The following is a 25,345-nucleotide window of genomic DNA, read 5'->3' as shown; positions in this document are numbered from 1 at the left end:
AGCTCAAAACCAATAACTTTTAATAATAAAAGAGGTAAGTCAACATAGGTTTTATTAATGGTAATAAAATTATGTAATTCACAAGCTAACTTTTATACATTTGCAAAAATTTAAATAGAATTAAAATCATGAAAAAAATAATTGTTGCCTTAATTACTTTGGTCGTTTTTGCGTCTTGCCAAGAACAACAAAAAATCGCATTCATTGATAACAGTAAAGTCATTAATGATTATCAAATGAAAATTGATATAGAAGAAAAGTTTAAAGGAAAAGACGAAGTTTTTAAAAAGAGAATGGATAGTGTCGGAAAAGCTTTTCAAACAGAAGCGCAAAAACTAAGTGTTGATGCACAAAAGATGTCAAGGACCAAGCAAGAGGAAATTTATAATGAGCTGGGGCAAAAACAACAAATGTTACAGCAACAGTTTCAGTATGAGCAACAACTGATGCAGCAGGAATTCAATACCGAGATTGACTCTGTAATATCTAAAGTCAGGACTTTTGTTGAAGACTATGGAAAAGACAACGGCTACACTTATATTTTAGGAAAAAATGAAGCGGGAAGCGTGATGTACGGTAGTGATGCTAACGATATTTCAGAAACCATTACCAAAGCACTAAATGATGCTTACGGTAAAAAAGATGCTGAAGCTTCTACCTCTGAAGAGGCAAAAGAAGAATAAATATTGATAACATAGTTCAAACTAAGGCCGAGCTACATAGCTTGGCTTTTTTTATGCAATAACCTTGTTAACTTAATAGACAGATCTGTCAGGATAATTTTAGAATTCCCATTACGTTCAATATGGTAAATAGCATCTTGCAACTCGTCGGAAATCTCTAAAATATTTGCGTCATGAACAAAAGGCGCGAATTTCTCAAGTTTAAAATCTTCTGATTTGGGTTCTAGATAAACCAATTCATCAGCTTTATAATTCAACAGCAGAGCCTGTCTAAAATAATTTAAGCAAAAGCTTAAGAATTTCTTTTGTGTTTCCCGACCTGTTTTGGCAATTTCCTCAGACCAAGAAATTAAATCGTGAATGGCACTTTTATTTCCTCTAGCCTTAAAAGCAGAACGCACCCAAAGGATAAACCATTTTTCAAATTGAATATCCTCACTATCCTGATAGATTAAATCACAAGCCTTGTTGTAGTTTCCGTTGGACTGATGTGCAATTTTTGTGGCAACAGCATTTTCAATATGATAATTCTTTACTAATGCCTCGGTAATAGCCTCTTCTGCTAAAGGAGGAAAGTGTAAAACCTGACAACGAGAAAGAATGGTATTAATGATTTGCTCTTCATCCTCTGCTATCAGAATAAAGATGGTTTTTTCAGGTGGCTCTTCAATTAACTTTAAAAGTTTATTGGCGGCTGGTATATTCATTTTTTCAGCCATCCAAATAATCATAACCTTGTAGCCACCTTCATAAGATTTTAGAGAAAGAGATTTCACAATCTCCAAGGCTTCATCAACACCTATCTGTCCCTGTTTATTATCTACTCCAAGAAGTTTATACCAATCAAATAGATTACCATAGGGCTGCTGCTCTAAAAGTTGTCGCCACTCCTCGAGATAAAAGCTTGAAACAGGCTTACTTTTTACTTTATCACTGGTGGTTACCGGAAACGCAAAATGCAAATCAGGATGCGAGAAGTTTTTAAACTTTAAATTACAGGCATCATTTCCGCCCGTATTTTCGCCATTCGTGTTACTGCACAGAATATATTGCGCATATGCTAGTGCCATTGGTAACGTACCAGAACCTTCAGGTCCAACAAAAAGTTGCGCATGTGCAATTCTACCTTTATCAACACTGGTTGTAAGGTGGTTTTTAATATGAGCCTGTCCTAAAACTTCAGAAAATAGCATAGGGCAAAACTATGCATTATTTTATCCATAAAAAACTATCAATTAAATGTAATAGACATAATGCTATTTAAGCATCTAAAGGTTCTGTTTGTCAAATGCACATTATGGGTTTATATTTGCTTTTCAAAATTTAAAATATGAAGACCATAAACGATTTCAATTTTCAAGATAAAAAAGCATTAATACGCGTAGATTTTAATGTGCCATTAAACGATAGCCTTGAAGTAACAGACGCCACTCGAATCGTCTCTGCTAAACCGACTATAATTAAGATTTTAGAAGATGGCGGGAGTTGTGTACTAATGTCGCATTTGGGAAGACCAAAGGGTGTTCAGGAAGAATTTTCCCTTAAGCACATTGTAGATAAAATTGAAGACGTTTTGGGTGTTGAAGTAAAATTCGCCAAAAATTGTATTGGCGAAGAAGCAGAGGAAAAAGCAAGTACACTGCAACCTGGAGAAATCTTGTTGCTTGAAAACCTGCGTTTTCATGAAGAGGAAACTAAAGGTGATGTGGATTTTGCTGAAAAACTTTCTAAACTAGGTGATATTTATGTGAATGACGCCTTTGGTACAGCGCATAGAGCACATGCCTCTACCACAATCGTTGCACAGTTTTTTCCTGAGGCAAAATGTTTTGGTCACTTATTGGCAAAGGAAATAGAAAGTATTAAAAAAGTATTGGAAGGTGGAGAAAAACCAGTACTAGCAGTACTTGGCGGAGCAAAAGTGTCTTCAAAAATCACAGTGATTGAAAATATATTAGATAAAGTAGATCATTTAATTATAGGAGGAGGAATGACGTTTACCTTCATAAAAGCCCAAGGAGGAAATATTGGAGATTCTATTTGCGAAGACGATAAAACAGCTTTGGCTTTAGACATTATGAAACAAGCAGAAGCAAAAAATGTCAAAATCCACTTACCTGTTGATGTCGTTGCTGCGGATGCTTTTAGTAACGATGCGAATACACAAATTTGTGATGTTAGGCAAATCCCAGATGGTTGGCAAGGCTTAGATGCTGGACCAAAGTCTTTGGAAATTTTCGATGATGTAGTAAACCAAAGCAAAACGATATTATGGAACGGTCCCCTTGGTGTTTTTGAAATGGAAAATTTCGCAAAAGGCACTATAGCTTTGGGCGAATCGATTGCGCAGTCCACTAAAAATGGCGCATTCTCACTAGTTGGTGGAGGAGACTCTGTTGCAGCCGTAAAGCAATTCGGGTTTGAAGATAAGGTAAGCTACGTGAGCACAGGTGGTGGGGCAATGTTAGAGAGCTTAGAAGGTAAAACCTTACCAGGAATTGCTGCTATTTTAGACTAAAGTCGTAAAAAATACTATTTTAGAGCCTCTAACGTTATATTTGGCACATCTAAACTAGGTCTATGGGAATTAAAGGTATTGTATCATTTTGCTTACTCATGTTTATGTCTTTTGGTTTTTCTCAAGTAAAAACTGATAGCATAACTAAGCAACAAACAAAGATTTCCGAGAAAACAGACACCATAGTTGATGGCTCTGTAATACCACATAAAAATATTCCTGCCGAGATTGATTCTTTAAACATCAAAAACCTTCAGGATTTAGCTGAAGCTGCTGAGTTAGATCAAAAATGGTTAGATGAGCTTTATAACAACTCATTATTTGATACCATTTACAAATCGGTTTCAGAACTAACTTACGAACCTGTTGATTATCCAGAATTAACCACAGATACCTTAAAAGCGAGGCTAAAACGACTCAATGCCAGAACACCTTTCAATGTAGAATATAACCCTTCATTAGAAAGTGTTATAAAAAACTATCTCAAATATAGACGCACATCCATGGAGCGCTTAATGGGATTAAGCCATTTTTATTTCCCAATGTTTGAGCAAGAGTTTGACAATTATAATATTCCCTTGGAAATGAAGTATCTCTCAATTGTAGAATCTGCACTAAAACCCAGAGCACGTTCTAGAGTTGGTGCAACAGGTTTATGGCAATTTATGTTTGCTACCGGGAAAGAATATAAATTGGATGTGAGCAGCTATGTAGATGAACGAAGTGACCCAATAAAATCGACAACTGCAGCAGCTCAATACCTATCTAGGCTTTATAAAATCTTTGGAGATTGGGACTTAGCTTTAGCCGCCTATAATTCAGGACCAGGAAATGTCAATAAAGCCATAAGGCGTTCAGGTGGTTATAAGAACTATTGGAATATCCGCCAAAACCTACCAAGGGAAACAGCTGGCTATGTTCCCGCGTTTTTGGCAACTATGTACATTTTTGAATATGCTAAAGAACACGGTTTTAAACCTGAGCGACCAGCATTTCAGTATGTACAAACAGACACCATCCATGTGAAGCAAATGATTTCTTTAGATCAGGTCTCTGAGACTACGGGAGTAAAAATTGAAGAGCTACAGTTTTTGAATCCGTCTTATAAATTGGACATTATACCTAAGGTAGACGGAAAAACCTACACACTACGTTTGCCCAGAGAAGCTGTCGGTATCTTTACCACAAACGAAGATAAAATATATGCTTTTGCAAATGCAGAATTTAATAAGCGTGAAAAACCTTTGCCACAATTGTTGAATTCTGATACCAAAATAAGATACCGCGTTAAGAGTGGCGATTATTTAGGCAAGATTGCAAGGAGGTATGGAGTGCGAGTAAGCCAGATAAAACGTTGGAACGGTCTCAGAAGTAACAACCTAAAAATTGGACAGCGCCTAACCATCTACCCGAGAAATCCAGTTGCTTCTACAAAACCAAAAACAGAAAAAAAGGTTGTAAATACAAACGGTAAACAAATTTATAAAGTAAGATCTGGTGATTCGCTTTGGAGTATTGCCCAAAAATTTTCTGGAGTTTCTGTTCAAAATCTTAAAGAATGGAACGATATTAGTGGTAGTAAACTCAAAATAGGAATGACACTTGTTGTGTCAGAATAAAAAAATCAACAAAAAATAAACTTATGAGAACATTATACACTTTGCTGTTCTGTGTGCTATTGGTTGCATGTGGTGACAAAAAAGACGATGACAAAACAACTTATCTCCCAGCATCTAACGGTATTTTAAACAGTATTTCGGTGGTTGTAGACAATACGCTTTGGGAAGGTAGTGTGGGTGAAAGTGTTAGAGAAATTTTTGCCGCACCACTTAATGGGCTGCCAACAGACGAACCAATGTTTAATTTAAAACAGATTCCGCCTCAAGTTTTTGACGGTTTTGCTACACGCAGCAGAATTGTTCTTAAAATTGAGAAAAGTGATGTAGAAGCGACGACTATTATTAAGAATAATGTTTTTGCAAAGCCACAAACCGTAGCTGTAGTTCGTGGGAAAACAAATCAAGATATAATTGCTCAATTAAAAGAAAGCAAAGCGAGAATTATTGATGCATTTAATAAAGAAGAAGTAAAGGAGAAGCAAAGACAAATCAATAAATCACTTTTAAAAGACGAAAAAATGGAAAATCAGCTTGGTTTTACAGTTGATATTCCTTCAGTCTATAAGTTTGGAAAATCAGAGAAAGACTTTTATTGGCTAAGGAAAGCGTTGGACAATAGTAAAACTATAGATATTATGTTTTATGAAGTTCCAATGGAAACAATTTCTGAAGGTGATAGCACTGTTGTTGACATTATTAAAATGCGAAATCACATTACAAAAACTAAAGTCCCAGGCGAAGATGGTATTTATATGAAGGTTGAAGACGCCTTCGCACCGGCAATGTTTAAAACCATAATTGATAATAAACCAACTTATGAAGTCAGAGGACTTTGGGATATGGAAGGTTATACCATGGGAGGGCCTTTTATAACCTTCGCCATAGAGGATAAAGTGAACAAACGCTATTTAATTGCAGATGGTTATGTGTATGCACCATCACTTAATAAGGGCGAATACATTTTTGAAATAGAGTCAATCGTTAAATCCATAACTATTAAGTAATAAAAAAGCCAACTGATTCAGTTGGCTTTTTTTATGTTTTTCAATTAAGGAACTATTCTTTTTCCTTATTGTCAGCAGGATCTTCTTTACTTGCGTCTTTAAACTCTTTGATACCACTACCCAAACCCCTCATTAGTTCAGGAATTTTTTTACCACCAAACAATAGTAAAATGGCCACAACTATTAAAACAATTTGCCATGGACCCAACGCTAAAACTATATTGCTAGAAATCATATTTTTAAATTTAGACCACAAAGTTAGTAATTATACTTTAATTATAACGTTGTAAACCCAACTTTAGCACTTATTGATAGCGCTATTTCACTATTTTAACTAATTTTGTTTTAATGGCAAAAAAGAAAAAAAAAGAAAAAAAAATTGCTAAAAAGCTACTTCATAAGTATCGCTTAGTAATCCTTAATGAAGATACTTTTGAAGAACGTTTTGCAATTAAACTAACACGCCTTAATGTTTTTGTCTTAACATCACTTTCGGCAATTTTCTTGGTATTCTTTACCATTCTATTGATTGCCTTTACGCCGTTGCGCGAGTATATTCCTGGGTATTCTTCAGCAAAGCTTAAAAAAGAAGCCTCTGTCCTTAACTATAAAACAGACTCGTTGGTTCAGGAATTGGAGCTAAATAAACGATATTATGCCTCAATCCGAAAAGTTCTTACAGGTGATGTATCAACGGTTGAATTTAACAGAGATTCCATTATTGAAGCGGCCAAAAACGACGTAGATATTTTGCAGATTACGACCAACAAAGAGGACTCTTTGTTAAGAGAAAAAGTTGAAAAAGAGGATAAATATAACTTGTTTGAAGAATCAACAAACCAAAATAGTTTTGTGTTATTTCCGCCAGTTAATGGAACTATATCAGAAGAGTATAATATTGAAGACAAGCACTTTGCTGTAGATGTTGTAGTCGCTAATGACACTCCTGTTAAGGCCACGGCAGATGGAACAGTTATATTTGCAGAGTGGACTGTAGAAACGGGCTATGTAGTTATTATTGAGCATAACCAAGAATTAATTTCTGTGTACAAGCACAATTCAGCCATTACAAAGTCTCAAGGCGATTTAGTTAAGGCAGGAGAAGTCATCGCTATGTCTGGAAATACGGGAGAGTTGAGCACAGGTCCGCACCTTCATTTTGAACTCTGGAGTAAAGGCTACCCAGTAAACCCAACTAATTTCATTGATTTTCAGTAATGCCATCGGTTAAAGCAGCACTATCCAAACCTTTTGCCAAAATTATAGCTTGGCGTATAAAAAAATGGGCTTCAAATCCTATTGAAACCCAAGAAAATGTGTTTCAAAACCTTATAACTGAAGCAAAAAACACTGTTTTTGGTAAAGACCATAATTTTAGTGAGATTATTACCCATGAGCATTTTAAGTCTAAAGTTCCCATAAGGGACTATGAAGACTTAAAGCCCTATGTAGAACGCGTTGTTAAAGGCGAAGAGAGTATACTGTGGAAAGGCAAACCATTGTATTTCGCTAAAACATCTGGTACGACATCTGGTGCTAAGTATATTCCCATTACTAAAGAAAGCATGCCAACACATGTTGATGCCGCTAGAAATGCCATTCTAATGTACATTAACGAAACCGGAAATTCAAAATTTGTAGATGGCAAGATGATTTTTTTACAAGGAAGCCCAACCCTTGAAGAAAAAAACGGGATTAAGCTTGGAAGACTTTCTGGCATTGTGGCACATTATGTACCTAAATACCTTCAAAAAAACAGACTGCCTAGCTTAAAAACCAATTGTATTGAAGATTGGGAAACTAAAGTAAACGCCATCGTTGAAGAAACTATTGACGAAGACATGACGGTTATTTCAGGGATACCGTCATGGGTGCAAATGTATTTTGAAAAGTTGATAGAAAAGAGAGGAAACAAGGTGGGCGAAATTTTCAAAAACTTTAATTTATTCATATTTGGAGGCGTTAATTATGAGCCATATAAAGCTAAATTCGAAAACCTAATAGGGAGAAAGGTTGATAGTATAGAACTATATCCTGCAAGTGAAGGCTTTTTTGCATTTCAAGACAAGCAAAATGAAAAAGGGATGCTCTTACAATTAGACTCCGGTATATTTTATGAGTTTGTTGAAGCTGAACATTTCTTTAGTGACAATCCGGAACGAATAACAATAAAAGATGTAAAACTTGGCGTTAACTACGTTATGATTATCTCTACAACAGCTGGACTTTGGGCGTATAATGTTGGAGATACAGTGCAGTTCATGTCACTAAAACCTTATAGACTTATTGTTAGTGGCAGAATAAAACACTTTATTTCTGCTTTTGGAGAACACGTTATAGGGAAGGAAGTTGAACAAGCCCTAAAAGAAGCTACAGAAAATACATCAATTACTGTTAATGAATTTACTGTAGCACCTCAAATTAACCCAGAGGAGGGGCTACCTTATCACGAATGGTTTATTGAGTATGAAAATGAACCTGAAAACAAAGCTAAATTTATAGAAGATTTAGAGCAATCGCTTCAAAAACAAAACAGCTATTATCTAGATTTAATAAAAGGAAAGGTCTTGCAACCCTTAAAGATTACTAGAGTAAAGAAAGATGGTTTCAAAACCTATATGAAATCCATAGGAAAACTAGGTGGACAAAATAAAATCCCAAGATTATCCAATGATAGAAAAATAGCTGATAAAATATACGAACTTCAATTAACTAAATAACTCTATATTTGTAGGTTAAAATAATGTATGAGCACAGTTAAGAAAAAACACGAAAGAACTAGAGCGCAAGAAAGCTCAAATGCAATTGAGCGTATGTATATAACCATGCGGCATTTGTTTAATCGTGGATTTTATAAACCAATGGGAGTTTCGGGCGAAACTTTACGTGAGGCATTGTTGTTGTTACGTCCAGAAATCTACGGTTCTATTGCCGATGAAAAAGCAGAAATAGAGGGTTTACTTTATGTTATTGATCGTTTACCTCGAGGCATAGAAGAGTGCACGTTCATAAACCTAACAAGTGATGAAGGCTATACCAACTCACATTTTAAGCCTATAATCCCACCAAAACGAAGACGAAATTGCTATCGTATAGACGATGAGCAAATGAATATTGAAATAACAAGAGGTCGTTCAGAAATCTACGATATTTTAACACATCTTACATTTTTGTTTGTGGAGTCTCACAAAATAAGTAAGCGGATTATTATTAATGAAGAAGGGGCCACTGTTAGAGACTGGCAGAAGTTAGAAAATGCTGTTACTTCAACAAAAAAACTAACTCAAAAAGAGCGCGAAATTGCCATTACGCACACAGCAAATATTTTAGGGAGAACTTTCAATGAATTAACCGAAGCATATCCTAAATTTGCTACCGAAAGTCAACCAGAACGCTTATTGCACATTGTTTATTGGTTGGGTAAGTTGGCAATTGAGGAGGTCATAAATGGCAATAAAAGAACCATAACTTTTAGCCCAGTTTTAAGAGAACGATTGGGCCATCATATCCACGGTGAAGTATGGGCAGACAATATAAAAGAGATATTAAATAAGCACGGACTTTTAGAGCGACCGATACACATTATTAGCGCAAACATGCACAGTGTTATGAATTCTATTTTTGCGAAAGGTACTCTTAAGGGTGCTGATTCCAAAAAAGACATTTTTGAGGTTTACGAAACCCTTAGCAACTCGAAAAGTGTTGGAATGCGCAATAAAGTAGAGAAATCTGCGTTGCAGAACGGAATGATCTACATAAAGGACACGTCTGGAACCAACATAGATGTCCAAATTTTTGATACAGATAAAATAGATTTTTCTAATACAGACTTTGAGTATTCACAATCCAATAAGGATGACAAAGCTGTAATTTTTGTTATGGACTATGCGTTTGGAGAACAGGCGTATGAAACTATGGATGAATTTCTAAAACCGATAAAGGTGAATGGTAAAAAAGTTCATTTAGATGTTAAATCCATATCTATTATGGGTAAGGCAGGTATTTTAGAGGGAGGCAAAGGAGATGTTATGATTCCTTCGGCCCATATTTTTGAAGGCACAGCTGACAATTACCCATTTAAAAACGAACTAAGTAAAAACGATTTAGTAGATTGCGGAGTTGATGTTTTTGAAGGCACTATGGTTACTGTTTTAGGCACATCTTTGCAAAACAAAGAGATTTTAAAATTCTTTAAAAAGTCAACTTGGAATGTTATTGGGTTAGAAATGGAAGGAGCGCATTATCAAAAAGCGATTCAGGCAGCATCAAAAGTCAGAGGCAGTATAAATGAAGATGTAAAAGTTAGATATGCGTATTACGCAAGTGATAACCCTCTAGAAACCGGAAGCACACTGGCATCTGGTGGATTGGGGACATCGGGTGTTAAACCAACATATGTAATAACAAAAAAAATACTAGAACAAATATTTAATTCTTAATTCATGAGTGATAAATTACCTGAAAACACAAAAACTGAGGAAGTAGATTTAGGGCAATTATTTAATGTCATTGGCAGATTGTTTGAAAAGTTATTTTTGTTTATTGGCAAAATCCTCAAAGGACTATTTTCTATCTTAATCTATGCTCTAAAACCTATTGTAAATAATTTTAAAGTAATAGCCATTGCTCTTATGGTTGCAGCTGTTATTGGGTTTTTTGCGGAAAAATTTAAAAAACCGGTTTACACTTCGAGTATGCTAGTTAAACCTTATTTTGACTCTAAATACCAATTAGCAAATAATGTCAATTATTTTAATGCTTTAATAGGTTCTGAAAATTTAAAAGAATTGTCTTCTGTATTTGAAATTGACACTACAACAGCCTCTGAGTTAATGGGCTTTGATATTGAAATAGGACCTGAAACAGGTAATGATTTACTTAAAGAATATAACGATTATATAAAACAAATAGACAGTACGCTAGCAAAAGACATGACCTATGAAGAATATGTGGATAATAGGGATATTTTAAGCGGTAGTATTTTTTCTATAAAAGCTAAATCTAAGGCTAGTGATATTTTTACAAGTTTAGAAAGGGGCTTTGTAAAAACATTCGAGAATGAATATTCAGAGAAGCTAAAAGAAATAAGGGATAAATCTATTGAGATAAAAACTAGAGCTTATAAAAGCGAATTGAAACGAATAGATAGTCTGCAAAAAATATATTTCGATGTTCTTACAACAGAATCCGAAAGTGATAAAGTATCAATTGGCCTTAACGGTATGATACCTTTAACCAATCAAAAAACAACAACAAGAGAGTACGAATTATTTCAGAAAGAAATGGTCATAAGAGACTCTCTTAAAATACTTGAGCAAGAATTAATTAAAAACAATGATTTTTATGACATTTTATCTGGCTTTGAAGATGTTGGAACCATAGAAAAAAGTTTCCTAGAAAGATACACCATTCTTTTTCCTGCTTTAACAATGCTATTTATAATATTAGGCTACATAATGCTTAAAACATTTCAATACATAAAAAACTATGAGTAAAGAGCAAACAATACTAATTACAGGTGGTGCTGGTTTTATTGGCTCAAATTTTATTTTCTATTTGCTAAAAGAGCGAGAAAACATCAATATTGTTAATTTAGATAAGCTCACCTACGCAGGCGAGCTTTCTAATTTAAAACAATTACAAAACCATAAAAACTATAGTTTTGTAAAGGGAGATATATGCGATAGAGAATTGGTTAATGAACTTTTCAAAAAACACAGCTTCTCTGGAGTCATTCATTTTGCTGCCGAGTCTCATGTAGACAATTCAATTAGCAATCCAGATGCTTTTATAAAAACAAATATAGAAGGCACCTTTAATCTACTTAATATAGCTAAAACCTTTTGGATGGACGCCCCCTTTAAACCCAAATCAGGTTTTGTAAGCAATAGGTTTCATCATATTTCTACAGACGAGGTTTATGGCACCCTAGGGGAAACAGGGCTTTTTACAGAAGAAACACCCTACGCTCCCAACAGTCCTTATAGCGCCTCTAAGGCATCATCAGACTTTATTGTTAGGAGTTATTTCCATACGTATGGCATGAACGTAGTTACTACAAATTGCAGTAACAACTATGGACCAAAACAGCATGATGAGAAATTAATACCAACAATTATAAGAAAAGCTATCAGTGGAGAAAACATTCCTATATATGGTGATGGAAAAAATATAAGAGATTGGTTGTATGTAGAAGACCATTGTAGAGGAATTGATTTGGTTTTTCAAAAAGGAAGAAAAGGAGAAACCTACAATATTGGAGGAAAGAATGAAAGAGATAATCTTTATATAGCCCATAAGATCTGTGAAATCCTAGACAGTATCAAACCGAAAAAAGAACCATATTCTAAACAAATAACCTTTGTAAAGGATAGACCTGGACATGATTTTAGATATGCTATTGATGCCTCAAAGATTGAAAGTGAATTAGGCTGGGAAGCAAAAGAGAATTTTGAAACAGGAATAGAAAAAACCATACACTGGTACTTAGATAAATACGAAAACTAATGAAAGGGATAGTTCTAGCGGGCGGATCAGGTACAAGATTGCATCCATTAACTTTAGCCATAAGTAAACAACTTATGCCGATTTATGACAAGCCTATGATTTATTATCCCGTATCTACGCTTATGTGGTCTGGGATAAAGGACATACTTATAATTTCTACACCAGAGGATCTTCCACTATTTGAAAAGTTATTGGGAGATGGTAAAAAGTATGGCTGTAATTTTCAATATGCAGTACAGGAAGAACCCAAAGGTCTTGCTGAAGCTTTTATCATAGGAGAAGATTTTATAGGAAAGGATAAAGTTGCTTTAATCCTTGGAGATAACATTTTTTACGGTACAGGCTTATCAGAATTACTTCAACAAAACAATAATCCCGACGGTGGAATTATTTACGCCTATCATGTACACGACCCAGAGCGCTACGGAGTTGTTGAGTTTGATAAAAACGGTACAGTGGTGTCGATTGAAGAAAAGCCCATGAAGCCAAAATCTAACTATGCAGTTCCAGGAATATATTTTTACGATAACTCAGTAGTAGAAATAGCAAAAAACATAAAACCAAGTAAAAGAGGAGAATTAGAAATTACCGATGTTAACAAAACGTATTTAGAGAAGGGGAAACTAAAAGTAAGTGTTTTAGATAAAGGTACAGCTTGGCTAGATACAGGCACGTTTAATTCACTGATGCAAGCTTCACAGTTTGTCCAGGTAATAGAAGAACGACAGGGTTTAAAAATTGGAGCTATTGAAGAGGCAGCGTACAAAATGGGTTTTATAGATAAGGCGCAATTCAAAAAAGTTGCAAAAACCCTAACCAAAAGCGGTTACGGCAAGCACCTCCTGAGTTTACTGGCTGAATAATATGATTATAAAAGAAACAAAATTAAAAGGGTGTTATACACTACAACCAAAAGTGTTTGAAGATAAAAGGGGCTATTTTATAGAGAGCTACAATGAAAACGTATTTAAAAAAGCCCTTGGAAAGAACAATAACTTTGTTCAAGATAACGAATCCCAATCCTCTAAAGGTGTTTTAAGGGGTCTCCACTACCAAACAGGTGAGTTTGCACAAGCAAAATTGGTCAGGGTTATTAAAGGTAAAGTGTTGGACATTGCAGTTGATTTGAGACAAAACTCCTTAACTTTTGGCGAACACGTCTCAGCAATTCTATCTGAAGAAAACAAAACTCAACTTTTTATACCTCGAGGCTTTGCCCATGGGTTTTTGGTCTTAGAGGATAATACTATTTTTAGTTACAAATGTGATAATTTTTATAACAAAGAATCAGAAACAGGGGTAATATACAATGACAAAGATTTAAATATAGACTGGAAATACCCAGAGTCTGAATTAATTCTCTCAGAGAAAGACTTGCTTTTACCATCTTTTAAAAACGCTAAATTATGAAGCGGATAGCTGTCTTAGGTGCTAACGGGCAATTAGGCCAGACACTAAATTCTTTAGTTGATAAAGAGCCAGACAGTTATAGCTTTTACTCAAAAGAGGATGTTGACATAACTGATAAGGAGTCAATTAGCACTCTTTTTAATAAGAATGATTTTGATTTTTGTGTCAATTGTGCCGCCTATACAAATGTTGAGTTGGCAGAAAAAAACGTTGACCAAGCTTTTTTAGTAAATGCAGAAGGAGCAAAGAATATTGCAGAGGTTTGCCAGTCAAAAAATATAAAATTAGTTCACATTTCTACGGATTATGTTTTTGACGGAAAAAAAAGAGAACCATACACTACAAAAGACAAAACCGATCCAATAAACCAGTACGGTAGGTCTAAGCTTAAAGGCGAACTCTATATTAAGGAAACAATAAAAGAGCATTACATTATAAGAACGTCTTGGCTTTATTCTCTATTTGGCAAAAATTTTCTCAAAACCATTGTCAACAAAACAAAACAAAATGTAGAGTTAAAAATTACAACTGAAGAACAAGGTACACCCACAAGCTGTTTGGATCTCTCAAGGTTTATTATTTATCTAATCAAATCAGACGATATTCATTACGGAATCTACCACTTCTCGGCCAAAGGGAAAACAACTTGGTACGGTTTTGCAAAAGAAATAGTCAAGCATTTTAACCCAAAGAAAACTGCAAATATTTTTTCTGTAGACAGTTATAAAACCATAGCAGAGCGACCTAAATATAGCGTTTTAGAAATTTCAGAAACGGAAAAAGTATATAGAAACCTAAATGAATGGCAAGAAAGCCTAAAAGCCATGATTGAAGAATTAAAGATATAGATTTAACTGGTAATAAGAGAATTAATATGATTAATATACTCGAAAATAAGAATATAATGACAGCCATCAAAGCATCCTTAGATGCGGGAAAAGTTATCATGCAGGTTTACGACACTTCGTTTAATGTTGAAATAAAAGATGACAAATCGCCATTAACAGAAGCTGATAAAAAAGCCAATGAAGTGATTAATTCATATTTAATAGATACTGAAATTCCTATTATTAGTGAAGAAAATAAACAAATTGACTACTCCATTAGAAAAAACTGGGACACTTGTTGGATTGTAGACCCGGTAGATGGGACCAAAGAATTTATAAAAAGGAATGGCGAATTTACAGTAAACATAGCTTTGGTTGAAAGTGGGAGGCCAATATTAGGCGTGATTTATGTGCCAACTATAAAACGATTATATTTTGCAAATGTAGAGGAGAAACATGCTTATTCCGCAGATCTAACCTCCCATGATTCATCTATAGACACAGTAGGTGCAAACGCAAAACCACTAAAGCCAAAAACATCTTCAAATTCGGTTGAAGTCGTCGGAAGCCGCTCTCATATGAGCCAAGAAACCCTGGATTTTGTTGAAAATATTAGATCATCTGGAAAGGAGGTAAGCATAGTTTCCAAAGGAAGCTCATTAAAGTTTTGCATTGTTGCTGAAGGCAAAGCTGATGTTTACCCAAGATTTGCACCTACTATGGAGTGGGATACAGCTGCTGGTCAAGCCATTTGTAATGCCGTAGGCATTAATGTTATTTCGCAAGCCACTAAAGAACCGCTTCTTTACAATAAGGAAAACTTACTAAACCCTTGGTTTGTAACCTCAAAATAATGAAGGACCAATCTCACAAGAGACATATTGCCAAAACATTAACATGGAGAATTGTTGGTACTTTAGATACGGTAATACTTTCTTGGGTGATTTCTGGCAGCCCATCAATTGGGTTAAAAATCGGATTTGCAGAGGTTATCACCAAAATGATTTTATATTATTTACATGAACGTACCTGGTTTAACATTAACCTATCAAAGGATGGCCGAGTACTTGAAAGTCGAAAAAGGCACATAGCCAAAACTTTCACATGGAGATTTATAGGGACGTTAGATACCATGTTATTGGCATGGTGGATTTCAGGGAATCCATTAATTGGTTTAAAGATTGGGTTTGCGGAAGTTTTTTCTAAAATGATTTTATATTATCTTCATGAAAGATTTTGGTATAGGTTCAATTATGGGCTCACAAATAGAAAAAACAATTAGTCTCTAATAAAGTAAGACCAAATAAAATTCAAATCAATGGAGGAGAATATAACGGCACATTCATATCAGATATCTCAAAAGGAAAGGGTGGCTTTAAATAACCATAAACCCTTATTAATCTGGTTTACTGGTCTTTCAGGATCTGGAAAATCGACTATAGCTAATCTTGTAGAACATTCTTTATTCGAAAGAGGAATAAAAACATATGCATTAGATGGCGATAACATTAGAAAAGGAATTAATAATGATCTTTCTTTCTCGCCACAAGACAGAACGGAAAACATTAGACGCATTGCCGAGGTTTCTAAGCTTATGATAGATGCTGGTTTAGTGGTTTTAGCGGCATTCGTGTCCCCAAATAAAAAAGACAGACAGGACATTAGAACTATCGTTAAAGATTCTAACTTTGTTGAGATTTATGTAAACACGAGTATTGAAGAGTGTGAGCGTAGGGATGTTAAGGGTTTATACAAGAAGGCCAGAGCAGGAGAAATTAAAAACATGACAGGTATTTCTGCTCCTTATGAAGCACCAGACAATCCTGAGATTGAAATAGAAACAGAAAATGAACCGATAGAGGATTCGGTAAAACGAATAGTAGATTATATAATACCAAAATTAAAACTCAACAATGAGTAAATATTATTTAAATTATTTAGACGAGTTAGAAAGTGAAGCAATTTATGTTTTAAGAGAAGTTTGGGCTCAATTTGATAACCCGGTTATTTTATTTTCTGGAGGGAAAGACTCTATTTTAGTTACTCATTTAGCAAAAAAAGCATTTTACCCAGCCAAGATTCCTTTTCCCCTTATGCATGTTGATACTGGCCATAATTTCCCTGAAACTATTCAATTTAGAGATAATATTATAAAAGAGCTGGGTGTAGAACTTATTGTAGGTTCGGTACAAGAATCTATTGATGAAGGGCGCGTAGCAGAAGAAAAAGGAAAAAACGCCACAAGAAATGCCCTGCAAATTACAACACTTCTTGATGCGATAGAAACTAATAAAATAGATTGTGCTATTGGTGGTGGACGTAGAGATGAAGAAAAAGCGAGAGCTAAAGAACGTTTCTTTTCGCATAGGGATGATTTTGGACAGTGGGACCCCAAAAACCAAAGACCAGAACTTTGGAATATTTTCAACGGTAAACATTTTGAAGGCGAGCATTTTAGAGCCTTCCCTATTAGTAATTGGACAGAAATGGACGTTTGGAACTACATTAAAAGAGAAAACATAGCAATACCATCATTATACTTTGCCCATGAACGTGAAGTGGTTTGGAGGCAGGATAGTTGGATTCCTAATTCAGAGTTTTTAGTGCTCGAAGATCACGAAGAAATTGTCACCAAAAAGATTCGCTTTAGAACTCTAGGAGACATTACGATTACAGGAGGTATTGAATCCGATGCGGACACATTGGAGAAAATTGCAGATGAGGTGTCTGGAATGAGACAAACAGAACGAGGAAACCGAAGTGACGATAAGCGCTCTGAATCTGCAATGGAAGACAGAAAGCGTCAAGGATATTTTTAAGAAACAAAGCAATGTTAGATAATAATCAATTATTACGGTTTACAACCGCAGGAAGTGTAGATGACGGCAAAAGTACCTTGATAGGTCGTTTATTATACGATTCAAAATCTATTTTTGAAGATCAGCTGCAGTCAATTGAAAACACGAGTAAAAAGAAAGGACACAACGGTGTAGATTTAGCTTTATTCACTGATGGACTCAGAGACGAAAGAGAGCAGGGCATAACGATAGATGTAGCCTATAGGTATTTTACAACTCCAAAACGCAAGTTTATAATAGCAGACACGCCTGGACATATTCAATATACTAGAAATATGGTTACAGGTGCTTCTACGGCAAACGCAGCAATAATTCTAGTAGATGCTAGGCATGGTGTTATTGAACAGACAAAAAGACACTCGTTCATAGCTTCTTTACTGCAGATACCACATATAATTGTATGTATTAATAAAATGGACTTGGTTGATTACTCTGAAGACGCTTATAATGAAGTGATCAACCAGTTTGAAGAATTTTCTTCAAAATTGTTAGTCCAAGATATTCGCTTTATACCTATTAGCGCTTTAAATGGGGATAATGTGGTAAACAGGTCTAAAAATATGGATTGGTACCAAGGAGCGCCACTTCTTCATACCCTAGAGACCATGCACATTAGCAGTGATATAAATAAAGTTGACGCTAGATTTCCGGTGCAAACCGTATTAAGACCGCAGAGTGATAAACATAGAGATTACAGGGGATATGCTGGTAGGGTTGCAAGTGGTATTTTTAGGGTTGGGGATGAGGTTACGGCAATGCCCTCTGGTTTTTCGTCTAAAATAAAATCTATAGATGTTTTGGATGAATCTTTGAAAGAAGCCTATGCACCTATGTCAATATCAATGACTTTAGAAGACGATATTGATATTAGTAGAGGAGATATGATTGTAAGAACCAATAATAAACCAGAGTCCTCTCAAGATATAGAAGTGATGTTATGTTGGTTAAATGACAATTCAGCCAAACCAAGAACTAAGTACAGCATTAAGCACACAAGCAATGATCAAAAAGCAATGATTAAAGAGATTATCTACAAAATAGATATTGAGACTTTAAATCGGAATACAGAGGACAAAAGCTTAAACATGAATGATATCTCAAAAGTTAAAATTAGAACCACAAAACCACTGATGGTAGATTCATACCGAGAAAACAGAACCACAGGGAGCATTATACTTATTGATGATACTACTAACGAAACCGTAGCGGCTGGTATGGTTGTTTAGTAGTGCCAATTATATTGGTCAAAGACAATTATTATGGTATTTTTACCATCTAAAATTATAACACTCTATATACTCTATGTTTAGCTTTAAAGATAAATCTATATTAATTACTGGTGGGACAGGGTCTCTAGGGAAGGCGCTTACATCTCATATATTACAAAAACACCCTGAAGTCAAAAAGTTAGTTGTTTTTTCTAGAGATGAACAGAAGCAATTTCAAATGGCGCAAGAGTACCCAACGGATCAATTTCCTCAAATCCGGTTTTTCATAGGAGATGTGCGAGATAAAGAACGTTTGGTGAGGGCATTTCAGCATATAGATTATGTGATACATGCTGCAGCAATGAAACATGTGCATATTGCAGAATACAATCCAGATGAATGTATAAAAACTAATATTAACGGTGCAGAGAATGTGGTACATGCATGCTTAAGTACAAATGTGGAACGTGTAGTCGCTCTATCGACGGATAAAGCGTGTGCCCCAATTAATTTGTATGGTGCAACAAAACTGACGTCAGATAAATTGTTTATAGCAGCCAACAATATTAAAGGCACGAATCCGATTAAATTTTCAGTGGTTAGATATGGTAATGTAATGGGCTCAAATGGTTCAGTAATCCCTTTCTTTATTAATAAGAAAAAAGAGGAGAATAGTTTGCCAATTACTGATCCAAATATGACACGGTTTAATATTTCACTTCAAGGAGGTGTAGATATGGTAATGCACGCATTAGAACATGCTTGGGGAGGTGAACTTTTTGTGCCTAAAATACCTTCATATAAAATTATGGACGTTGCGGAAGCAATTGGACCTGAATGCGAAAAACCAGTGGTCGGTATCAGGCCAGGTGAGAAAGTGCACGAGGAAATGATTACCGCTTCAGATTCATTTTACACTTACGACTTGGGGAAATATTACACTATTCTTCCAGCTACGCATCAATGGAAATTAGAGGATTTTATTAAAGCTTTTGATGCGAAAAAAGTACCATTGGGCTTCAGCTATAACTCTGGTGAGAATGAGGAGTGGGAGACTATAGAAAGTTTACGGCACCTAATTAAAGAACATGTTGACTCTACCTTCGAAGTATAAATGGACAAACCAATAATTCCATATGGCCGTCAGCACATAGATCAAAATGATATTGATGCTGTGATAAATACGTTAACTTCAGATTTTTTAACTCAAGGCCCTAAAGTGAGTGAGTTTGAAAAAAAATTCGCTGAATATGTCGGCTCAAAATATGCTGTAGCCGTTTCTAACGCAACTGCTGGTTTACACATAGCGGTAATGGCTTTAGGTTTAAAACCTGGTGAACGTGTTATAACGACTCCAATTACTTTCGCGGCTTCGGCAAATTGTGTAAGATACTGTGACGGTGAAGTATGGTTTGCCGATATAGATGCTAATACCTACACTTTATCCTTAGAGAGTACTAAACGGCTCATAGAAAGTAAGCCCAAAGGCTTTTTTAAAGGAATTATACCAGTAGATTTTGCAGGTCTAACAGTAGACCTTGAGGAATTTAGAAACCTGGCAAATGAACACAATTTATGGATAATTGAGGACGCTTGCCATGCACCAGGCGGTTATTTTACGGATACAAAAGGCGTAAAACAAATGTGCGGCAATGGGAAATATGCTGATATCGGGATTTTTTCGTTTCATCCGGTAAAACATATTGCTTGTGGCGAAGGCGGTATGGTTACCACTAATAATGAAGCATTATATAATAAATTATCGAAGTTAAGAACACATGGTATCACCAAGGACAATATGGAAGAAAACCATGGTGGTTGGTATTATGAAATGCAAGAATTAGGTTATAATTATAGGCTTACGGATATTCAATCAGCTCTAGGTATTACTCAACTATCCAAAAATGATGAAGGAGTGATAAAGCGAAACGAAATAGCTAATAAATATAAAGAAGCATTTAGGGGCAAAATAAAATATCAAAGTTTACCAGACCAGACATATAATGCTCACCATTTATTTGTAATAGAGGTGGATGACAGAAAAAAACTCTACGATTACCTCAGAACCCATAACATTTTTGCACAAATTCATTACATACCAGTACATACATTACCTTATTATAAAGAAATAGGGTATGGTGATGCAAATTTGAGAAATTCTGAAAACTACTATTCTAAATGCATTAGCCTGCCAATGTACCCAACACTGCTTGAAGAAGAACAAACTTATGTTGTCGATAGGATACTAGAATTCCTTGAGGAAAACACTAAATGATAGATAAATTAATATTAGGAACAGTACAACTAGGCTTAGACTACGGCATTAATAATTCTTCTGGCAAACCCACACAAGAAGAAGCCTTTTCTATATTAAACTACGCTTACGATAAAGGTCTTAGAAAACTTGATACCGCAGAAGCTTATGGAAATTCAATTGAAATTATTGGAGCCTTCCACAAAGCCTACTCCAATAAAAGATTTCGCGTCATAAGTAAACTAAATCCATTGGTTGATGCAACAAGTATGGATTTGAGAACTTATGTTGCTGAAACTTTAAATACATTGTCTGTAAACGAATTACATGCTTATATGTTTCATAGCTATAATAGCTTAAAAATTAATCCATCACTTTTTAAGGATTTTATAGAGTTAAAAAATAAGGGAATCGTCAAAAACATAGGCGTTTCAGTATATACCAATGATGAAATAGAGGACATTATTGAAAATTTTAGTGAATTTGATTTTATTCAAATACCTTTTAATCTTCTCGATAATTCTAAAAAACGCAAGGATTTAATAGTAAAAGCGAAACAAAAAAATATAGATACGCACACGAGATCTACTTTTTTACAAGGGCTTTTTTTTAAAAAAGATCAAGAATTACAATCAAGACTATCACCTCTAAAGCCTTATTTGTCTAAATTAAATTCTATTGCAAACCGTTGGCAAATTCCTATAGAAGCTTTAGCATTACAATATGTATTACAAAAAACATATATTGAAAATGTATTGATTGGTGTTGAAACAAAAACGCAATTAGAAGCGAATCTTGTAATTTGCAATAAGTATAGAGACGTAGATTGGACAGAAATCGATAAAATTGATGTTAATGAATTAGATTTACTTAATCCTGCAAATTGGGCTTAAAATATTTAATATGAATTTATTTAAAGACATAGAGAATCGTATAGTTATAGTAACAGGCGGATATGGTCACCTAGGTGCCACTATGTGTGAGGTTTTGGCTGATTACGGTGCAAAAGTATATGTGGCAGGCCGTAGAAAAGAAAAATTTGATGATCGCTTTAATGCTGCAAAAGGTGAAATTAAGTTTATCAAAATGGATGTTCAAAATAGAGAATCCATAACCAACGCCTTTCAATCTATATATTCAACCGAAAAGCGAATAGACGTACTTATCAATAACGCTCATTTTGGAGCTACAGATCATCCAGAGAAGCTTTCTGCAGATGATTGGCGAATTGGCATGGAAGGGGGAATTAATCATTATTTTGATACCGTAATGGCAGCAATACCATTTCTTAAAAAATCGAAAAACGGAAAAATCATCAACATCGCCTCCATGTACGGAGTCGTTGTGCCAGACCTTGGTATATATGACGGTAGAGAAGAATTGCTAAACCCTGCTAATTACGGAACTTCTAAAGCGGCAGTAATACACTTGTCTAAATATTATGCAATGTATTTAGCTAAGTATAATATAAATGTTAATTCAATATCACCAGGACCATTTCCGTCGGAATCGGTGCAGAAAGACAAAGATTTTGTAAAGCGCTTAGAAGAAAAAACAAAACTAAAGCGCATTGGTAACCCAGAAGATTTGAAAGGAATCATCTTGTTATTATCATCTAATGCTTCAAGTTTTATAACTGGACAAAATATTGTAGTAGATGGAGGGTGGACAATTTAAAATAACAGCAATAATACAAGCAAGGTTGGGATCTACAAGATTGCCTAATAAAGTTTTGTTACCGTTGCCAGCAACGTCAAATAATTCTATATTAAAAATTATCACTTCGGCACTTAAGCAAGTTGATTTAATCGACGAAATATTTGTTGCCACATCTAAAGTTAAAAACAATGATGGTATAGAGTCAGAATGCGACAAACTAAGTCTAAATTGTTATAGAGGAAGTGAGGAGGATGTGTTATCTAGGTTTTCTGAAATAGTGAGCGCTAATAACAGCGACTATGTTTTAAGATTTACAGCAGACAATCCGGTAATAGACACAGGCCTTCTTCTAAAGTTTATTAACAACCATTTAACCAAAGGATTAGATTATTCTAAAAGCGAAGGACTTCCATTGGGTTGTAATTTTGAGATGATCAAGAGCACTTCATTAATATCAGCAGATAAAAACACTAAGGTTGCCTATCATAGAGAGCATGTAACACCTTACATTATTGAAAACACAACAAACCAAGAGATCTTCAAGTTTAAAACTTTAGACCCAATAAATAATATAAGATTTACAATTGACTACCCTAGTGATTATGCATTTATGAACCTTATATATAGTTATCTAGATAATAATATATCCCACTGTTTAAAAGACTTCTCTAATATTATTGAAAAAAACTCTTGGCTATCTAAGATAAATAGTAACAATTATCAAAAAATAAAAGCAGAGACTTTTAATGAAGAGATAGACGCCATTCTTCCTATAATCAAATTATTAGAGTTAAATAAACTATCAGACTTTCTAAAAGATGAAAAACAAAAAAAGTATAATCTTTAGAGCAGATGGAAACGCAAACACTGGCTTAGGTCACTTATACCGTTTATTTAGCTTAGTAGAAACTGTTAAAAACAAATTTGACTTTGTATTCCTTACTAAAGAAAACTCTACGCGTTCTGTAGTACCTACAGATTATAATTTAGATTTTATTCCAATGCAGATAAAACTCATGGAAGAACCAGAGTGGTTATCCGAGAATTATAATAGTTCTGAACACATTATTATTGCGGATGGGTATCATTTTAATTCTACATACCAAAGGTTAATAAAAGACTATGGTTTTAATTTAATCTATATAGACGATTTGGCTACAGAGCATATGTATGCCGATTGGGTTATAAATCATTCACCTCAAATTAGGTCGGATGATTTTAAAGCCCAAAACTATACAAAGTTTGCTTTAGGAATGGACTATGCTATGTTAAGACCGGCATTTCTAAAAGCAGCTAGGAAACCCATGGTCTTGCAGCCAATTGATTCAGTATTTGTAAATTTCGGTGGATCTGATGTACTAGGCCTAACCTATAAAACAGTAAGCACACTTATAGAAATATCAGCTATAAAATCTATAAACATAATCTTAGGAGCGGCATATTTAGACTTACGTTTATTTGAATTAAAAAACAGGTACAGTGAAAAAATAAACATTCACAAAAATTTATCTGAAAATGAATTGATTAAGGTAATGCAATCTTGTACATTTGCCATAGTGCCTTCTAGTACAATTTTATTTGAGCTTTTTTGTGTTAAAATTCCGATTTTTTCAGGATATTTTGTTGATAATCAAAAAAACGCTTTTTTAGAATTTAAAAAGTCCGGTGTGGTATATGGGGAAGGGGATTTTACCAAATTGTCAAAAGAGCAACTTAGACTTAAATTGGAAGAGTCTATTTTAAAATCTAATCATTTGGATATGCTAGAGAAACAAGAAAAACTTTTAGACGGACAGCAGGCACAACGACATCTAAAAATAATAAAAAACACTATTGTAATGAATAATATCGATATTGAATTGATTAAGGTCACAGTTGACGATATTGAGCTTATTAGAAGCTGGAGAAACTCAGATGAGGTAGCTTCATATATGTATACGGAGAATAAAATATCTGCAGAAGACCAGAAAAACTGGTATAAGAAAATAAGTACTGATACGACTTCAGAATATTGGATTATTAATTATAACGGTAAAAAGTTAGGACTGGCAAGCATAACTGATATAAATAGAACATTAAGTAGTTGTTATTGGGCTTTTTACCTTGGAGACACATCGGTAAGAGGCGCTGGTATAGGAGGTAAGGTAGAATACAATGTATTAAGCTATGTGTTTGAAGAGCTTAAATTACACAAACTTAGATGTGAAGTTTTTACTTTTAATGACAAAGTAATCTCAATGCATGAGAAGTTTGGGTTTAGAAGAGAGGCGTACTATAGAGACCATTGTTATAAAAATGGAGCATACCACGATGTTGTTGGTTTAGCAATGCTAGAGAGCGAATGGAAAATTTTAAAAGATAAAATGCATGCCAAAGTTTACAGAACAAATTAAAAAGGGAAGTACCTTTAGAGAGAGTTTTGCTTACACCCAAAATGATGTGGATAGATTTGCTGAAATTTCTGGAGATAAAAACCCAATCCATTTGGATGAGGCTTACGCCGCTCAATCTATTTTTAAACGACGAATTATCCATGGTTATTTAGGAACTAGTGTTTTTTCAAAAGTGTTTGCCATGGACTTTCCCGGTGAAGGCACCATTTACCTTAAACAAGATTTAAAATTTATGAAGCCTATGTTTGCAGACACGCAATACACTGCCGTATTTGAGGTAATAGAACATATGCAAGACAGGCACAGGGCTTTAGTCAGCACTTATATTTTGAATAATAACAACGAAGAGGTAGTAACTGGCGAAGCATTAATTCAAAATTCAAAATTTTTATAGATTATTTAAAG

26 protein-coding genes are annotated in these 25,345 nt (G+C 34.7%); 24 read left to right on the top strand and 2 right to left on the bottom strand.

What is annotated here, in order from left to right:
- Positions 1-128: 128 nt before the first annotated feature.
- Entirely contained in the window at positions 129-683 is a 555-nt protein-coding gene (locus tag ACQ65V_RS05040) for an OmpH family outer membrane protein (protein WP_155089199.1), read from the top strand.
- Positions 684-715: 32 nt separating this feature from the next.
- Here the strand turns inward: ACQ65V_RS05040 and ACQ65V_RS05035 are convergent, their stop codons facing one another.
- On the bottom strand, positions 716-1,876 hold the full coding sequence (locus tag ACQ65V_RS05035) for an ATP-binding protein (RefSeq protein WP_155089200.1): 1,161 nt from the start codon (positions 1,874-1,876) through the stop codon (positions 716-718).
- Positions 1,877-2,013: 137 nt separating this feature from the next.
- On the opposite strand from ACQ65V_RS05035, the gene ACQ65V_RS05030 reads away from it, so the two are divergent.
- The 3 genes from ACQ65V_RS05030 to ACQ65V_RS05020 all read left to right on the top strand — a co-directional run bounded on the left by ACQ65V_RS05030 (position 2,014) and on the right by ACQ65V_RS05020 (position 5,824).
- Positions 2,014-3,201 (top strand): phosphoglycerate kinase, encoded by a 1,188-nt coding sequence (locus ACQ65V_RS05030; RefSeq protein ID WP_155089201.1) that lies wholly within the window; start codon positions 2,014-2,016, stop codon positions 3,199-3,201.
- A 62-nt stretch (positions 3,202-3,263) separates the two neighbouring features.
- Complete coding sequence (locus ACQ65V_RS05025; RefSeq protein ID WP_235898307.1) at positions 3,264-4,820, top strand: LysM peptidoglycan-binding domain-containing protein; 1,557 nt, start codon at positions 3,264-3,266, stop codon at positions 4,818-4,820.
- A gap of 23 nt (positions 4,821-4,843) precedes the next feature.
- On the top strand, positions 4,844-5,824 hold the full coding sequence (locus ACQ65V_RS05020; protein ID WP_155089202.1) for a DUF4837 family protein: 981 nt from the start codon (positions 4,844-4,846) through the stop codon (positions 5,822-5,824).
- A 52-nt stretch (positions 5,825-5,876) separates the two neighbouring features.
- On the opposite strand, the gene ACQ65V_RS05015 is transcribed toward ACQ65V_RS05020, so the two are convergent.
- The gene (locus ACQ65V_RS05015) at positions 5,877-6,059 is read right to left on the bottom strand and encodes a twin-arginine translocase TatA/TatE family subunit (protein ID WP_155089203.1); all 183 of its coding nucleotides are present in this window, start codon (positions 6,057-6,059) and stop codon (positions 5,877-5,879) included.
- Positions 6,060-6,172: 113 nt separating this feature from the next.
- Here ACQ65V_RS05015 and ACQ65V_RS05010 point away from each other — a divergent pair, with 113 nt between their 5' ends.
- The 20 genes from ACQ65V_RS05010 (at position 6,173) to ACQ65V_RS04915 (ending at position 25,334) form a co-directional block, all read left to right on the top strand.
- Entirely contained in the window at positions 6,173-7,042 is an 870-nt protein-coding gene (locus ACQ65V_RS05010; protein ID WP_155089204.1) for a M23 family metallopeptidase, read from the top strand.
- Complete coding sequence (locus ACQ65V_RS05005) at positions 7,042-8,544, top strand: GH3 auxin-responsive promoter family protein (protein ID WP_430467105.1); 1,503 nt, start codon at positions 7,042-7,044, stop codon at positions 8,542-8,544. The genes ACQ65V_RS05010 and ACQ65V_RS05005 overlap by 1 nt, the downstream gene beginning before the upstream one ends.
- A 27-nt stretch (positions 8,545-8,571) precedes the next feature.
- Positions 8,572-10,263 (top strand): DUF6909 family protein, encoded by a 1,692-nt coding sequence (locus ACQ65V_RS05000; protein ID WP_430467104.1) that lies wholly within the window; start codon positions 8,572-8,574, stop codon positions 10,261-10,263.
- 3 nt (positions 10,264-10,266) lie between these two features.
- The gene (locus ACQ65V_RS04995) at positions 10,267-11,319 is read left to right on the top strand and encodes a hypothetical protein (RefSeq protein WP_430467103.1); all 1,053 of its coding nucleotides are present in this window, start codon (positions 10,267-10,269) and stop codon (positions 11,317-11,319) included.
- Positions 11,312-12,331, top strand: a complete 1,020-nt coding sequence (gene rfbB / locus ACQ65V_RS04990) for a dTDP-glucose 4,6-dehydratase (protein WP_155089208.1) — start codon at positions 11,312-11,314, stop codon at positions 12,329-12,331. Before ACQ65V_RS04995 ends, rfbB begins: the two co-directional genes overlap by 8 nt.
- Entirely contained in the window at positions 12,331-13,194 is an 864-nt protein-coding gene (rfbA, locus tag ACQ65V_RS04985; protein ID WP_155089209.1) for a glucose-1-phosphate thymidylyltransferase RfbA, read from the top strand. The genes rfbB and rfbA overlap by 1 nt, the downstream gene beginning before the upstream one ends.
- Position 13,195: 1 nt before the next feature.
- Positions 13,196-13,741, top strand: coding sequence for a dTDP-4-dehydrorhamnose 3,5-epimerase (gene rfbC / locus ACQ65V_RS04980; protein WP_155089210.1), 546 nt, complete (start codon positions 13,196-13,198; stop codon positions 13,739-13,741).
- On the top strand, positions 13,738-14,589 hold the full coding sequence (gene rfbD / locus ACQ65V_RS04975) for a dTDP-4-dehydrorhamnose reductase (protein WP_430467102.1): 852 nt from the start codon (positions 13,738-13,740) through the stop codon (positions 14,587-14,589). Before rfbC ends, rfbD begins: the two co-directional genes overlap by 4 nt.
- A gap of 26 nt (positions 14,590-14,615) precedes the next feature.
- Entirely contained in the window at positions 14,616-15,422 is an 807-nt protein-coding gene (cysQ, locus tag ACQ65V_RS04970) for a 3'(2'),5'-bisphosphate nucleotidase CysQ (protein WP_430467101.1), read from the top strand.
- Positions 15,422-15,850, top strand: coding sequence for a DUF2061 domain-containing protein (locus tag ACQ65V_RS04965; RefSeq protein WP_430467100.1), 429 nt, complete (start codon positions 15,422-15,424; stop codon positions 15,848-15,850). The genes cysQ and ACQ65V_RS04965 overlap by 1 nt, the downstream gene beginning before the upstream one ends.
- A gap of 36 nt (positions 15,851-15,886) precedes the next feature.
- Entirely contained in the window at positions 15,887-16,489 is a 603-nt protein-coding gene (gene cysC, locus ACQ65V_RS04960; RefSeq protein WP_430467099.1) for an adenylyl-sulfate kinase, read from the top strand.
- Positions 16,482-17,387 carry a sulfate adenylyltransferase subunit CysD gene (gene cysD / locus ACQ65V_RS04955; RefSeq protein WP_273289642.1) on the top strand — a complete coding sequence of 302 codons (906 nt, stop codon included), beginning with the start codon at positions 16,482-16,484 and terminating at the stop codon, positions 17,385-17,387. The genes cysC and cysD overlap by 8 nt, the downstream gene beginning before the upstream one ends.
- Positions 17,388-17,398: 11 nt before the next feature.
- Complete coding sequence (cysN, locus tag ACQ65V_RS04950; RefSeq protein WP_155089216.1) at positions 17,399-18,652, top strand: sulfate adenylyltransferase subunit CysN; 1,254 nt, start codon at positions 17,399-17,401, stop codon at positions 18,650-18,652.
- Between the two features lie 76 nt (positions 18,653-18,728).
- The gene (gene pseB, locus ACQ65V_RS04945) at positions 18,729-19,748 is read left to right on the top strand and encodes a UDP-N-acetylglucosamine 4,6-dehydratase (inverting) (protein ID WP_155089217.1); all 1,020 of its coding nucleotides are present in this window, start codon (positions 18,729-18,731) and stop codon (positions 19,746-19,748) included.
- Complete coding sequence (gene pseC / locus ACQ65V_RS04940; RefSeq protein ID WP_430467098.1) at positions 19,749-20,909, top strand: UDP-4-amino-4,6-dideoxy-N-acetyl-beta-L-altrosamine transaminase; 1,161 nt, start codon at positions 19,749-19,751, stop codon at positions 20,907-20,909.
- The gene (locus ACQ65V_RS04935) at positions 20,906-21,781 is read left to right on the top strand and encodes an aldo/keto reductase (RefSeq protein WP_430467097.1); all 876 of its coding nucleotides are present in this window, start codon (positions 20,906-20,908) and stop codon (positions 21,779-21,781) included. The genes pseC and ACQ65V_RS04935 overlap by 4 nt, the downstream gene beginning before the upstream one ends.
- Positions 21,782-21,791: 10 nt before the next feature.
- On the top strand, positions 21,792-22,565 hold the full coding sequence (locus ACQ65V_RS04930) for an SDR family NAD(P)-dependent oxidoreductase (RefSeq protein ID WP_430467096.1): 774 nt from the start codon (positions 21,792-21,794) through the stop codon (positions 22,563-22,565).
- A complete protein-coding gene (locus ACQ65V_RS04925) occupies positions 22,546-23,394 on the top strand; it encodes a cytidylyltransferase domain-containing protein (RefSeq protein WP_155089221.1) in 849 nt (282 codons plus the stop codon). The genes ACQ65V_RS04930 and ACQ65V_RS04925 overlap by 20 nt, the downstream gene beginning before the upstream one ends.
- Positions 23,366-24,940, top strand: a complete 1,575-nt coding sequence (gene pseG, locus ACQ65V_RS04920) for a UDP-2,4-diacetamido-2,4,6-trideoxy-beta-L-altropyranose hydrolase (protein WP_155089222.1) — start codon at positions 23,366-23,368, stop codon at positions 24,938-24,940. Before ACQ65V_RS04925 ends, pseG begins: the two co-directional genes overlap by 29 nt.
- A complete protein-coding gene (locus tag ACQ65V_RS04915; protein ID WP_155089223.1) occupies positions 24,915-25,334 on the top strand; it encodes a MaoC family dehydratase in 420 nt (139 codons plus the stop codon). The genes pseG and ACQ65V_RS04915 overlap by 26 nt, the downstream gene beginning before the upstream one ends.
- Positions 25,335-25,345: the final 11 nt, after the last annotated feature.

It is taken from the genome of Winogradskyella ouciana (genome assembly GCF_965284585.1).
Classification (GTDB): Bacteria; Bacteroidota; Bacteroidia; order Flavobacteriales; family Flavobacteriaceae; genus Winogradskyella; species Winogradskyella ouciana.
This window is presented reverse-complemented; position numbering and strand designations above follow the sequence as displayed.

Coding starts and splice junctions, on each gene's coding strand:
- ACQ65V_RS05020 (WP_155089202.1), top strand. CDS start 4,844: ATGAGAACATTATACACTTTGCTGTTCTGTGTGCTATTGGTTGCATGT.
- ACQ65V_RS05015 (WP_155089203.1), bottom strand. CDS start 6,059: ATGATTTCTAGCAATATAGTTTTAGCGTTGGGTCCATGGCAAATTGTT.
- ACQ65V_RS04930 (WP_430467096.1), top strand. CDS start 21,792: ATGAATTTATTTAAAGACATAGAGAATCGTATAGTTATAGTAACAGGC.
- cysC (WP_430467099.1), top strand. CDS start 15,887: ATGGAGGAGAATATAACGGCACATTCATATCAGATATCTCAAAAGGAA.
- ACQ65V_RS04925 (WP_155089221.1), top strand. CDS start 22,546: ATGGAGGGTGGACAATTTAAAATAACAGCAATAATACAAGCAAGGTTG.
- ACQ65V_RS05035 (WP_155089200.1), bottom strand. CDS start 1,876: ATGCTATTTTCTGAAGTTTTAGGACAGGCTCATATTAAAAACCACCTT.
- pseB (WP_155089217.1), top strand. CDS start 18,729: ATGTTTAGCTTTAAAGATAAATCTATATTAATTACTGGTGGGACAGGG.
- ACQ65V_RS05005 (WP_430467105.1), top strand. CDS start 7,042: ATGCCATCGGTTAAAGCAGCACTATCCAAACCTTTTGCCAAAATTATA.
- ACQ65V_RS04995 (WP_430467103.1), top strand. CDS start 10,267: ATGAGTGATAAATTACCTGAAAACACAAAAACTGAGGAAGTAGATTTA.
- ACQ65V_RS05010 (WP_155089204.1), top strand. CDS start 6,173: ATGGCAAAAAAGAAAAAAAAAGAAAAAAAAATTGCTAAAAAGCTACTT.
- pseG (WP_155089222.1), top strand. CDS start 23,366: ATGAAAAACAAAAAAAGTATAATCTTTAGAGCAGATGGAAACGCAAAC.
- cysQ (WP_430467101.1), top strand. CDS start 14,616: ATGATTAATATACTCGAAAATAAGAATATAATGACAGCCATCAAAGCA.
- rfbC (WP_155089210.1), top strand. CDS start 13,196: ATGATTATAAAAGAAACAAAATTAAAAGGGTGTTATACACTACAACCA.
- rfbA (WP_155089209.1), top strand. CDS start 12,331: ATGAAAGGGATAGTTCTAGCGGGCGGATCAGGTACAAGATTGCATCCA.
- rfbD (WP_430467102.1), top strand. CDS start 13,738: ATGAAGCGGATAGCTGTCTTAGGTGCTAACGGGCAATTAGGCCAGACA.
- ACQ65V_RS04965 (WP_430467100.1), top strand. CDS start 15,422: ATGAAGGACCAATCTCACAAGAGACATATTGCCAAAACATTAACATGG.
- ACQ65V_RS05000 (WP_430467104.1), top strand. CDS start 8,572: ATGAGCACAGTTAAGAAAAAACACGAAAGAACTAGAGCGCAAGAAAGC.
- ACQ65V_RS05030 (WP_155089201.1), top strand. CDS start 2,014: ATGAAGACCATAAACGATTTCAATTTTCAAGATAAAAAAGCATTAATA.
- rfbB (WP_155089208.1), top strand. CDS start 11,312: ATGAGTAAAGAGCAAACAATACTAATTACAGGTGGTGCTGGTTTTATT.
- ACQ65V_RS04915 (WP_155089223.1), top strand. CDS start 24,915: ATGCCAAAGTTTACAGAACAAATTAAAAAGGGAAGTACCTTTAGAGAG.
- cysN (WP_155089216.1), top strand. CDS start 17,399: ATGTTAGATAATAATCAATTATTACGGTTTACAACCGCAGGAAGTGTA.
- ACQ65V_RS05025 (WP_235898307.1), top strand. CDS start 3,264: ATGGGAATTAAAGGTATTGTATCATTTTGCTTACTCATGTTTATGTCT.
- pseC (WP_430467098.1), top strand. CDS start 19,749: ATGGACAAACCAATAATTCCATATGGCCGTCAGCACATAGATCAAAAT.
- ACQ65V_RS04935 (WP_430467097.1), top strand. CDS start 20,906: ATGATAGATAAATTAATATTAGGAACAGTACAACTAGGCTTAGACTAC.
- ACQ65V_RS05040 (WP_155089199.1), top strand. CDS start 129: ATGAAAAAAATAATTGTTGCCTTAATTACTTTGGTCGTTTTTGCGTCT.
- cysD (WP_273289642.1), top strand. CDS start 16,482: ATGAGTAAATATTATTTAAATTATTTAGACGAGTTAGAAAGTGAAGCA.